The 11,196-nt window shown below is 67.8% G+C and carries 13 protein-coding genes; 9 read left to right on the top strand and 4 right to left on the bottom strand.

What is annotated here, in order from left to right; genetic code table 11:
* Positions 1-150 precede the first annotated feature (150 nt).
* From F3H32_RS08760 to F3H32_RS17690, 3 genes are all read left to right on the top strand, one after another.
* Positions 151-609, top strand: coding sequence for a c-type cytochrome (locus F3H32_RS08760; RefSeq protein ID WP_149765515.1), 459 nt, complete (start codon positions 151-153; stop codon positions 607-609).
* Positions 609-1,190 carry a cytochrome b/b6 domain-containing protein gene (locus F3H32_RS08755; protein ID WP_149765514.1) on the top strand — a complete coding sequence of 194 codons (582 nt, stop codon included), beginning with the start codon at positions 609-611 and terminating at the stop codon, positions 1,188-1,190. The genes F3H32_RS08760 and F3H32_RS08755 overlap by 1 nt, the downstream gene beginning before the upstream one ends.
* 99 nt (positions 1,191-1,289) lie before the next feature.
* Positions 1,290-1,445 carry a hypothetical protein gene (locus F3H32_RS17690; protein ID WP_188128626.1) on the top strand — a complete coding sequence of 52 codons (156 nt, stop codon included), beginning with the start codon at positions 1,290-1,292 and terminating at the stop codon, positions 1,443-1,445.
* Between the two features lie 30 nt (positions 1,446-1,475).
* On the opposite strand, the gene parC is transcribed toward F3H32_RS17690, so the two are convergent.
* Positions 1,476-3,719 carry a DNA topoisomerase IV subunit A gene (gene parC / locus F3H32_RS08750; protein WP_149765513.1) on the bottom strand — a complete coding sequence of 748 codons (2,244 nt, stop codon included), beginning with the start codon at positions 3,717-3,719 and terminating at the stop codon, positions 1,476-1,478.
* Between the two features lie 103 nt (positions 3,720-3,822).
* Between parC and F3H32_RS08745 the strand changes: the two genes are divergently transcribed.
* The 6 genes from F3H32_RS08745 (at position 3,823) to F3H32_RS08720 (ending at position 8,320) form a co-directional block, all read left to right on the top strand.
* Positions 3,823-4,641 (top strand): SDR family NAD(P)-dependent oxidoreductase, encoded by an 819-nt coding sequence (locus F3H32_RS08745; protein ID WP_149765512.1) that lies wholly within the window; start codon positions 3,823-3,825, stop codon positions 4,639-4,641.
* A 24-nt stretch (positions 4,642-4,665) separates the two neighbouring features.
* Positions 4,666-4,863, top strand: a complete 198-nt coding sequence (locus F3H32_RS08740) for a twin transmembrane helix small protein (protein WP_149765511.1) — start codon at positions 4,666-4,668, stop codon at positions 4,861-4,863.
* A gap of 2 nt (positions 4,864-4,865) precedes the next feature.
* Positions 4,866-5,438: a cob(I)yrinic acid a,c-diamide adenosyltransferase gene (locus F3H32_RS08735; protein ID WP_149765510.1), complete on the top strand. Its 573-nt coding sequence runs from the start codon at positions 4,866-4,868 to the stop codon at positions 5,436-5,438.
* A gap of 120 nt (positions 5,439-5,558) precedes the next feature.
* The gene (locus F3H32_RS08730; protein WP_149765509.1) at positions 5,559-6,317 is read left to right on the top strand and encodes an electron transfer flavoprotein subunit beta/FixA family protein; all 759 of its coding nucleotides are present in this window, start codon (positions 5,559-5,561) and stop codon (positions 6,315-6,317) included.
* Positions 6,317-7,243 (top strand): electron transfer flavoprotein subunit alpha/FixB family protein, encoded by a 927-nt coding sequence (locus F3H32_RS08725; protein ID WP_149765508.1) that lies wholly within the window; start codon positions 6,317-6,319, stop codon positions 7,241-7,243. Before F3H32_RS08730 ends, F3H32_RS08725 begins: the two co-directional genes overlap by 1 nt.
* Positions 7,244-7,444: 201 nt before the next feature.
* Positions 7,445-8,320: a 3-hydroxybutyryl-CoA dehydrogenase gene (locus tag F3H32_RS08720; RefSeq protein WP_149765507.1), complete on the top strand. Its 876-nt coding sequence runs from the start codon at positions 7,445-7,447 to the stop codon at positions 8,318-8,320.
* A gap of 60 nt (positions 8,321-8,380) precedes the next feature.
* Here F3H32_RS08720 and plsY read toward each other — a convergent pair whose 3' ends face one another.
* The 3 genes from plsY to F3H32_RS08705 are packed head-to-tail and all read right to left on the bottom strand — an operon-like array spanning position 8,381 to position 11,189.
* A complete protein-coding gene (plsY, locus tag F3H32_RS08715; RefSeq protein ID WP_149765506.1) occupies positions 8,381-8,965 on the bottom strand; it encodes a glycerol-3-phosphate 1-O-acyltransferase PlsY in 585 nt (194 codons plus the stop codon).
* Positions 8,962-10,233: a dihydroorotase gene (gene pyrC, locus F3H32_RS08710; RefSeq protein WP_149765505.1), complete on the bottom strand. Its 1,272-nt coding sequence runs from the start codon at positions 10,231-10,233 to the stop codon at positions 8,962-8,964. Before pyrC ends, plsY begins: the two co-directional genes overlap by 4 nt.
* Positions 10,230-11,189 carry an aspartate carbamoyltransferase catalytic subunit gene (locus tag F3H32_RS08705; protein ID WP_149765504.1) on the bottom strand — a complete coding sequence of 320 codons (960 nt, stop codon included), beginning with the start codon at positions 11,187-11,189 and terminating at the stop codon, positions 10,230-10,232. Before F3H32_RS08705 ends, pyrC begins: the two co-directional genes overlap by 4 nt.
* Between the last annotated feature and the right edge of the window lie 7 nt (positions 11,190-11,196).

Here is an 11,196-nt window from a genome sequence, read left to right as displayed (position 1 = left end):
AATCCCGGCCGATCCGCGCTGAAAATCCATGACAATCGGGGCGTTTTCACGAAAACGGCATCGCGGATGCGTTGGCAGCCGGAACCGGCTGTGCAAATCTGGCCCGGCGCGAACCCGATTGCAGCCCTATGCCACGAAAGGAACGACGACATGCGTCTGATCTTCACTGCCGCCGCTCTTGCTGCGGTTCCGCTGGCCAGCCTGGCCCAGGACAACGACCCCGTCGCGCAGGCGATCGAGGCGCGGCACGGTTTCTACCAGATGCTGGCGATCAACATGGGCACGCTTTCGGGCATGGCCAAGGGCGACGTCGCCTATGACGAGGCGACCGCCAGCCGCGCCGCCGCCAATATCGAGGCGCTGACCCGCTATGACCTGCCGTCGCTGTTCATCGAAGGCAGCAGTTCGGCCGATGCCCAGGACAGCGCCGCCCGGCCCGCCATCTGGTCCGATCCCGACGATTTCGCCGCCAAGTTCGACGGGCTGCGCCAGGCGGCGGCCGATGCCCCGGATGCGGTCAAGGGCGGGGCCGAGAATGTCGGTCCGGCGGTGCAGAAGCTGGGCGGCGCCTGCAAGGCGTGCCACGACGACTATCGCGAAAAAAGCTGATGCGCGGCCCGGTGCGCGAGGTCCGGCTGTGGGATCCGCTGCTGCGCGCGTTCCACTGGCTGCTGGCCTTTTTCGTGATCGCGGCCTGGGGCCTGGGCCAGTTCGGCCCCGCCAAGATGACGCTGCATTTCTGGTGCGGCTATGTCGTGGCGGGCCTGCTGGGCTTTCGCCTGGTCTGGGGGTTTTTCGGCCCCGCCCCGGCGCGGTTTTCGCATTTCATCCGCGGCCCCGGCGCCATCGCCGGCTATATGCGCGGCATGTTCCTGCGCGAGCCCAGCTATTGGCCCGGCCATAACCCGATGGGCGCGCTGTCGGTGATCGCGATGCTGGCGGTTCTGGCGGCGCAGGTGACGACCGGGCTGATTTCGGACCCCGACGATTATATCAATGTCGGGCCGCTGGCATCCTATGTCAGCGGCGCCACCCGGTCCAAGGCGGTGGGCTGGCACAATCTGGGCGCCACGCTGATCCTGATCCTGGTGCTGCTGCATGTCGCGGTGATCCTGTTCTATCGCTTCTGGAAGCGCGAGGATCTGGTCCGGCCGATGATCACCGGCCGCAAACAGGTGCGCGAGGAATAGCCGGCGGAATTGATCGAATCGTCTGCGCGTGTCACGCTGGCCCATGCCGGGCCGGCATCCTGCCCGTCCGGCATGCCCAACCGCAGGAAGGAGACGATGATGATCAGCAAGACCGTCGCCCTTGCGCTGGCGCTTTCGATGGCGGCCATTCCCGCGCTTGCGGATTGCCCCGGCCACAACAAGGTGTCCAGCGACCAGACGGCGGCGACCACGCCGACCGACAACCCGGCGCCCGCGCCAAGCGTGAACAGCTAGCGTAAAGGGCGGGACCAGACCCGCCCTTTCTTAGTTGAACCTGTTGTCGCGCGGAAAGCCGCGCGGCGCCATATAGCCTGCACTTGCCCGCTTGCCGAGCCATTCGGACAGGTCCGGTTCGCTGCGCGTCCGGCCGCCGGTTTCCTGCCAGCGCAGCCCCTCGGCCAGGGTGATGCAGATCGCGTCCGACAACCCGCCATCCTTGTATTTCTGCAAGCGCACGCCCTTGCCGCGGGCCATTTCCGGCAATTCGGAAAGCGGGAACACCAGCAGCTTGCGGTTCTGGCCCACCACCGCGACATGGTCGCCGGTCACGCGGCGGCACAGCAACGCCTCGCCGTTCAGCACCTGCTTGCCGGCGCGGGTCTGCGCCTGCATGTCGGCAGCCGCCACGATGAACCCGTCCCCGGCCTTCGAGGCGAGCAGGTAGCGTTCGCCCTCGCGCCAGGGAAAGAGGTCGATCACCGCGGCATCGTTGGGCAGGTCGATCATCAGCCGCAACGGCTCTCCCATGCCGCGCCCGCCGGGCAGGTTGTTCGCCGGCAGGGTATAGAAGCGGCCATTGGCGGCAAAGACCATCAGCTTGTCGGTGGTCTCGGCATGGATCGCCATGAAGGGGCCGTCGCCATCCTTGAACTTGACCTCGGCATCCAGGGGCTGGTGGCCCTTCATGGCGCGGATCCAGCCCATCTTCGACAGGATGACGGTGATCGGCTCGCGCTCGATCATGGCGTCCATGTCGATCTCGGCCACCTCGCCGGCCTCGCCGATCTCGGTGCGGCGCAGGCCGCCGGGGGCGGATTTGCCGAATTTCGTCCGCGTCTCGCGCAGTTCCTCGGCGATCTTCGCCCATTGCGCGCCTTCGTCGGCCAGCATGGCCGCCAGGCCCTCGCGTTCGCGGGTCAGGGTCTCGTGTTCGGCGCGCAGCTCGATTTCCTCAAGCCGGCGCAGCGCCCGCAGGCGCATGTTCAGGATCGCCTCGACCTGCACCTCGGACAGCCCGAACTCGGCCATCATCACCGCCTTGGGGTCGTCCTCGTGGCGGATGATCTCGATCACCCGGTCCAGGTTCAGGAAGGCGATCATATAGCCCTCCAGCACCTCCAGCCGCGCCGCGATCTTGTCCAGCCGGTGGTTCGAGCGTCGCACCAGCACCTCGCGCCGGTGGTCGAGAAAGGCGCGCAGCACCTCTTTCAGCGAGCAGACCTTGGGCACGCGGCCGTCGATCAGCACGTTCATGTTCAGGCCGAATCGCACCTCAAGGTCGCTGACGCGGAACAGCGCCGCCATCAGTTGCTCGGGGTCCACGGCGCGGGTGCGGGGTTCCAGCACGATGCGGATGTCCTCGGCCGATTCGTCGCGCACATCGGCCAGGATCGGCACCTTCTTGAGCTGGATCACCTCGGCCAGCCGCTCGATCAGCTTGGATTTCTGCACCTGATAGGGGATCTCGGTGACGACGACCTGCCACTGGCCGCGGCCCAGATCCTCGACCGACCAGCGCGCCCGCAGCCGCAGGCTGCCGCGGCCGGTCCGATAAGCCTCGGCGATGGTTTCGCGCGATTCGACCAGCACGCCGCCGGTCGGGAAATCGGGGCCGGGGATGATGGAAACCAGCGTCTCGTCGCGCGCATCCGGCGCCTTGATCAGATGCAGGCAGGCGTCGATCACCTCGTGCAGGTTATGCGGCGGCACGTTGGTCGCCATGCCGACCGCGATGCCGCTGGCACCGTTGCACAGCAGGTTCGGAAAGGCGGCGGGCAGCACGATGGGCTCTTCCAGCGTGCCGTCATAGTTCGGGCGGAAATCGACCGCGTTCTCGGCCAGCCCCTCCATCAGCGCCTCGGCGGCCGCGGTCAGGCGGGCTTCGGTATAGCGGCTGGCGGCGGGGTTGTCGCCGTCGATATTGCCGAAGTTGCCCTGCCCGTCCACCAGCGGATAGCGCATGGCAAAGGGCTGGGCCAGCCGCGCCATGGCGTCATAGATCGCCGCGTCGCCATGCGGGTGATAGTTGCCCATCACGTCGCCGCTGATCTTGGCCGATTTGCGGAACGCGCCGGTCGGGCTAAGCCGCAATTCGCGCATGGCGTAAAGGATGCGCCGATGCACCGGCTTCAGCCCGTCGCGCGCGTCCGGCAGCGCCCGGTTCATGATGGTGCTGAGCGCATAGGTCAGGTAACGCTCGCCGATGGCGCGCGACAGCGGCTCGGATGCGGTCTGGCCCTGGCCCGGATCGGGCGGGGTCGGATCTGGGGTGTTCGGGTCGTCGGACATGGCGGATGAATAGGCCCGGCCGCGCCGCCGGTCCAGCCGGAAATGCGCGGCTTGCACAAGCCCCGCCCATGCCCCAGAACCCGGTCTGGGCAAGGAGACGCGCATGAAGACCGTTCTGATCACCGGCTGTTCGTCAGGCATCGGGCTGGACGCGGCGCGGCACATGCGCACGCGCGGCTGGCGCGTCATTGCCACCTGCCGCAAGCCCGCGGATATCGAGGCCCGCCGCGCCGAAGGCTTCGACACCCTGCCCCTGGAACTGGGCTGCGAAGACAGCGTCGCCCGCTGCGCCGAATCGGCGCTGGCGCTGGGGCGCATCGACGCGCTGGTCAACAACGCCGCCTTCGCCATCCCCGGCGCGGCCGAGGACCTGCCGCGCGGCGCATTGCGCGCGATCTTCGAGGCCAATCTCTTCGGCACCCATGACCTGACCCGCCGGCTGCTGCCGCATTTCCGTGCGCATGGCGGGCGGGTGGTGAACATCAGCTCGGTCCTGGGCCTGGTCGGCATCCCCTGGCGCGGTGCCTATGTGGCGACGAAATTCGCGCTGGAAGGGCTGACCGACGTGCTGCGCGTCGAGATGGCCGATACCGGGGTGCGCTTCATCCTGATCGAGCCCGGCCCCATCGGCACGAAGATCCGCCAGAACTCGATCTCGCATTTCGAGGCCTGGATCGACTGGCGCTCCAGCCCGCGGGCCGAGCAATACCGCCGCACGCTGCTCAAACGCCTCTACGAGCCTGCCGCGAAAAAGGACCGCTTCGAACTGCCGCCCGCGGCGGTCAGCGCCCGCATCGCCCAGGCGCTGGAAAGCCCGCGGCCGCGGCCGCGCTATTACGTCACCACGCCGACCCATGTCTCGGGCATCGGGCGGCGGTTTCTTTCCACGCGCGCACTGGACTGGTTCGCGCGCCGCAGCTAGGCTTCGCGCCGAAAGGGCCCGCCCATGCATGACGAACCGCTTTTCTATCTGCTCGCGATCTGCTGCCTTGCGGTGGTGGTGATCCTGGCCACCGGCATCGGCGGCTTCGCGCGCGGCGGCGAATTCAACCGCAAGCACGGCAACCGCATGATGCGCTGGCGCATCATCGCCCAGGCCGTGGCCATCGCGGTCTTCCTGCTTTATCTGTGGTTCAGGAGCTAGCCATGGTCGTCCTCAACAAGATCTACACCCGCACCGGCGACAAGGGCGAAACCGCGCTGTCGAATGGCGAGCGGGTGCCCAAGCATTCGCTGCGGGTTAAGGCTTACGGCACCGTGGACGAATTGAACGCCACGCTGGGCCTGGCCCGCCTGCATGCCGCGGACGAGATCGCGGCGCGCATCGCGGTGATCCAGAACGACCTTTTCGATCTTGGCGCCGACCTGTCGCGCCCGCGGATGGACGAGGATGCCGCGGCCCCCTATCCGGTCCTGCGCATCATCGAGCCCCAGGTCGAGCGGCTGGAATCCGAGATCGACGCGATGAACGCCGCGCTGTCGCCCCTGCGCAGCTTCATCCTGCCCGGCGGTTCGGCGCTCGCGGCGCATCTGCACCTGTCGCGCACCGTGGCGCGCCGGGCCGAACGCGCCGCCGTGGCGCTGGCGGCGGCCGAGGATGCCAATCCCGCGGCGGTGAAATATCTCAACCGCCTGTCGGACTGGCTGTTCGTGGCCGGGCGCGTCGCCAATGAAAACGGCGCGCAGGATATCCTGTGGGTGCCGGGGGCCAGCCGTTAGCGGCAACATGTTGGAATGCCGGGGTTGCGACAAGTTGCGGTCGTTTTTTCCCTGTCATTGCCGCCGATGGCCCGCTAACACACCCTCCGAACAGATGACGCAATCAAAGGGGAAAGGCTGATGAAGATCCTCGTGCCCGTGAAGCGGGTGATCGACTACAACGTGAAGGCCCGCGTCAAGGCTGACGGCTCGGGCGTCGATCTTGCGAATGTGAAGATGTCGATGAACCCGTTCGACGAGATCGCGGTGGAAGAGGCGATCCGGCAGAAGGAAGCCGGCAAGGCCGAGGAGGTCATCGCCGTCTCGATCGGCGTGCGTCAGGCGGCCGAGACGCTGCGCACCGCGCTCGCCATGGGCGCCGACCGGGCGATCCTGGTCGTCGCCGCCGATGACGTGCACCAGGACATCGAGCCGCTGGCGGTGGCGAAGATCCTCGCCGCGGTGGCCCAGGAACAGGGCGCCGAACTGATCATCGCCGGCAAGCAGGCCATCGACAACGACATGAACGCCACCGGCCAGATGCTGGCGGCGATCCTGGGCTGGGGCCAGGCGACCTTTGCCAGCAAGCTGGAACTCGACGGCGGCAAGGCCCGCGTCACCCGCGAGGTCGATGGCGGCCTCCAGACCATCGAAGTCGGCCTGCCGGCGGTCGTCACCGCCGACCTGCGGCTGAACGAGCCGCGCTATGCCAGCCTTCCCAACATCATGAAGGCCAAGAAAAAGCCCTTGGAGGAAAAGACGGCGGCCGATTACGGCGTCGACGTCTCGCCGCGGCTGGAAGTCGTCTCGGTGCGCGAGCCCGAGGGGCGCAAGGCCGGCATCAAGCTGGGCTCGGTGGACGAGCTGGTGTCGAAACTGAAAGAAGCGGGGGTGATCTGATGGCGGTTCTGCTGCTTGGAGAAGTCACGAATGGCACGCTGAACCGCGATGCGACCGCCAAGGCGGTGGGCGCGGTCGGCGCCTTGGGCGATGTCACGGTGCTTTGCGCCGGCGCCCAGGCGCGTGCCGCGGCCGAAGAGGCCGCAGAGATCGCCGGCGTCGCCAAGGTGCTGGTGGCCGAGGATGCACGCTACGGCCACCGCCTGGCCGAACCGACGGCGGCGCTGATCGTGGGCCTTGCCGGCGATTACGACCATATCGCCGCCCCGGCGACCACCGATGCCAAGAACGTCATGCCGCGCGTCGCGGCGCTTCTGGACGCGATGGTGATCTCGGATGTGTCGAAGGTGATCGACGCGGACACGTTCGAACGCCCGATCTATGCCGGCAACGCCATCCAGGTGGTGAAGTCGCGCGATGCGAAAAAGGTCTTCACCATCCGCACCGCCAGCTTCGAGGCGGCGGGCGAAGGCGGTTCGGCCGCGGTCTCCGACGCCGCCCCGGCGGCCGATCCGGGCCTGTCGGCCTGGCTGGCCGACGAGGTGGCGCAATCGGACCGCCCCGAGCTCAGCTCGGCCCGGCGCGTGGTTTCGGGCGGCCGCGGCCTTGGCTCGCAGGAAAGCTTCGCGCTGATCGAGGCGCTGGCCGACAAGCTTGGCGCCGCGGTGGGTGCCTCGCGCGCGGCGGTGGACAGCGGCTATGCCCCGAACGACTGGCAGGTCGGCCAGACCGGCAAGGTGGTGGCGCCCGAGCTTTACGTGGCGGTCGGTATCTCCGGCGCCATCCAGCACCTTGCGGGGATGAAGGACAGCAAGGTCATCGTGGCGATCAACAAGGACGAAGAGGCGCCGATCTTCCAGATCGCCGATTACGGATTGGTGGGCGACCTGTTCACCGTGGTGCCGGAACTGACCGGCAAGCTCTGATCGCTTCTTTCGTGGCCAAATATCCTGGGGGGAGCGACCCCGCGGCCCCATCAAGGGGCCGTGGGGTCGCGGGGGGCAAAGCCCCCCTGGGCCGACCAGGACAACCTGAAAACCGCGCGGCACCAGGCTGCGCGGTTTTTGCATTGAACGTCCAGGGCGCTTGCGCCTATCGTCCCGGCTGATCGACGAAAGGATGAGTTCATGGCGATTCAATCGGTGGGCGTGATCGGCGCCGGGCAGATGGGCAATGGCATTGCGCATGTCTTTGCGCTGGCAGGCTATGACGTGATTCTGACCGACATCTCGCGCGAGGCGCTGGACAGGGCCTTGACCCAGATCGACCATAACCTGGAACGCCAGGTCGGCCGCGGCAAGGTTTCGGCCGAGGACAAGGCGGCAGCGATGAAGCGCATTGCCACCACCATGACCCTGGCCGACCTGGGCCGGACGGACCTGGTCATCGAGGCTGCGACCGAGCGCGAGACCGTCAAGCAGGCGATCTTCGAGGACCTGCTGCCGCATCTGAAGCCGGAAACGATCCTGACCTCGAACACCTCGTCGATCTCGATCACCCGGTTGGCCAGCCGCACCGACCGCCCTGAACGCTTCATGGGCTTCCACTTCATGAACCCGGTGCCGGTCATGCAGCTTGTCGAGCTGATCCGCGGCATCGCCACCAACGAAGAAACCTACAAGGCCCTGGTCGAGGTGGTCGAGAAGATCGGCAAGACCTCGGCCAGCGCCGAGGATTTCCCGGCCTTCATCGTCAACCGCATCCTGATGCCGATGATCAACGAGGCGGTCTATACGCTTTACGAGGGCGTCGGCTCGGTCAAATCCATCGACCAGTCGATGAAGCTGGGCGCCAATCATCCGATGGGGCCGCTGGAACTGGCGGATTTCATCGGCCTGGACACCTGCCTGGCGATCATGAACGTGCTGCACGAGGGGCTGGCGGACACCAAATACCGACCCTGCCCGCTGCTGGTGAAATATGTCGAGGCGGGCTGGCTGGGCCGCAAGACCGGGCGCGGCTTTTACGATTACGCGGGCGAGGAGCCGGTGCCGACGCGCTGAGCGGCGCGGCCGGACCGGGGCTCTGCCCCGGACCCCGGAGTATTTTCAAAACGGTGAAGATCAGGCCTTGCCACCTATGCGGGGCTCGGTTCCGTCCAGGATGCGGGCGATATTCGCCCGGTGGCGGATGAAGATCAGCACCGCCATGAACGCCGTCACCGCCGCCATGCGCGTGCCGTCCAGCCACAGGGCAACGAAGGGCGTCAGCGCCGCCGCCACCAGCGCCGAAAGCGACGATATCCGGCCGGCAGCCGCCGTCAGCAGCCAGATGCTGCAGGCCGCAACGCCCAGCCGCCAGTCCAGCGCCAGCAGCGTGCCCAGAAAGGTGGCGACCCCCTTGCCGCCGCGAAAGCCCAGCCAGACCGGGAACAGGTGGCCCAGGAAGGCCGCGGCGCCGGCCAGAAGCGCCGCGTCGGGGCCGGCCAGCCAGCGCGCCAGCAGCACGGCGATGGCCCCCTTGCCGCTGTCCAGAAGCAGCGTGGCCAGCGCTGCCGGCTTGTTGCCGGTGCGCAGCACATTGGTCGCGCCGATATTGCCCGAGCCGATTTGGCGCAAATCGCCCAGGCCCAGCGCGCGGGTGATGACGATGCCGAAGGGCACCGAGCCCAGCAGGTAGCCGATGACGGCCCAGAGGATCAGGCTCATGCCGCCTCTCCGAAGACGCGGCAGCCGGCGACCCAGGTGCCCAGCACCCGGCCCTCCATCCGCGCCCCGTCGAAGGGGGTGTTCTTGGACTTCGACAGCAAGGTGAAGCGGTCCAGCACGAAGGGCGCGTCGGGGTCGAACAGCACCAGATCGGCCGGCGCGCCCGCCGCAAGCCGCCCACCCGGCAGGCCCAGCCGCCGCGCCGGATTGAGCGCCATCGCCCGCCAAAGCTGCGGCAGGCTCAGCCCGCCCTGGTGGTAAAGCCGCATCGCCGCCGGCAACAGGGTTTGCAGCCCCACCGCGCCCGGCGCCGCCTCGGCAAAGGGCAGGCGCTTGCTTTCTTCGTCCTGCGGCGTGTGGAAGCTGGCGATCACGTCGATCAGCCCATCGGCCACCGCCTCGACCATGGCCAGCCGGTCGTCCTCGGACCGCAGCGGCGGGGTAAAGCGGAAGAAGGTGCGATAGCCGCCGACGTCATATTCGTTCAGCGTCAGGTGGTGGATCGAGATGCCGGCACTGACGTCCAGCCCACCTTCGCGCGCACGCCGCAGCGCCGGCAGGCTGGCCGCGACGGTGATCTGGTCGGCGTGATAGCGCGCGCCGGTCATCGCCACCAGCGCCAGGTCGCGGTCGAGCCCCATCACCTCGGCCATGGGCGAGACCGCCGGCAGGCCGTAGAGCGAGGCGAACTTGCCGCCGGTCGCCGCGGCCCCCCTGGACAGGCCCGGTTCCTGCGGATGGCCGACGATCAGGGCGCCCAGCCCGCGGGCATAGGTCATGCAGCGCGACAGCAGTCGGGTGTCGGAAACCACCCGCACCCCGTCGGTGAAGGCGACGGCGCCCGCGTCCTGCAGAAAGCCCATCTCGACCATCTCGCGTCCTTCGCGGCCGCGGGTCAGCGCCGCCATGTGGCGGATGTTCACCGGCGCGTCGGCGGCGCGGCGGGTGGCGAATTCCAGCGATTCCGGCGCGTCGATCGGCGGCAGCGTGTCGGGGCGGGCGATCACCGTGGTCACGCCGCCCGCCGCCGCCGCCCGGCCGGCGCTGCGGAAGCTTTCCTTGTGCCGCTCGCCCGGCTCGCCGATCTTGACGCCCCAGTCGACCAGGCCGGGGGCGAGGCATTTGCCGCCGCAGTCGATCAGCTCGGCGCCTTGCGGGGCATCAGTGCCCAGGGCCTCGATCCGTCCGTCGCGGACGGTCAGCGAGCCCTCGCCGACCGATTGCGCCTCGGGGTCGATCAGGCGGGCGTTTTGAAAGTGCAGGATCATGCCATCATCTCCGCCGCCGCACGGCCCCGCTCGGCGCGCAGGTTGCGCGCCAGCAGGTCCATCGCCGCCATGCGCACGGCGACGCCCATTTCCACCTGGTCCTGGATCACCGAGCGGTTGATGTCGTCAGCGATGGTGCCGTCGATCTCGACCCCGCGATTCATCGGGCCGGGATGCATGACGATGGCATCCGGCGCCGCCAGGGCCAGCTTTTCGGCGTCCAGCCCCCAGCGGTGGTAATATTCCCGTTCCGAGGGGATGAAACCGCCGTCCATCCGCTCTTTCTGCAAGCGCAGCATCATCACCACATCGGCGCCCTTCAGCCCCTCGCGCATGTCCTCATGGACCTCGCAGCCCCAGTCCCGCGCGCCCGAGGGCATCAGCGTCGCCGGGCCGACCAGCCGCAGCCGGTTCTCCATCTTGCCCAGCAGGATCAGGTTCGAGCGCGCGACCCGGCTATGGGCAATGTCGCCGCAGATCGCCACGGTCAGCCGGTGCAGCCGCCCCTTGGCGCGGCGGATGGTCAGCGCGTCCAACAGCGCCTGCGTCGGATGCTCGTGCCGGCCGTCGCCGGCGTTCAGCACCGCACAATTCACCTTTTGCGCCAAAAGGTCCACCGCGCCCGATTGCGGATGGCGCACCACCAGCAGGTCCGGATGCATGGCGTTCAGCGTCAGCGCGGTGTCGATCAGCGTCTCGCCCTTTTTCACCGAACTGCTTTGCATCGCCATGTTCATCACGTCGGCGCCCAGCCGCTTGCCGGCCAGCTCGAAGCTGGACTGGGTGCGGGTCGAGGCCTCGAAGAACATGTTGATCTGCGTCATCCCGGCCAGGGCGTCGGAATGCTTGACCGTGCGGCGGTTCAGGTCGACATAGGTCTCGGCCAGGTCAAGAAGCGTGGTGATTTCGGGGGGGGCGAGCGGCTCGATCCCCAGAAGATGGCGGGCACGGAACATGGCTTGA

Origin of the sequence: Paracoccus thiocyanatus (assembly GCF_900156255.1) — a bacterium.
Classification (GTDB): Bacteria; Pseudomonadota; Alphaproteobacteria; order Rhodobacterales; family Rhodobacteraceae; genus Paracoccus; species Paracoccus thiocyanatus.
This window is presented reverse-complemented; position numbering and strand designations above follow the sequence as displayed.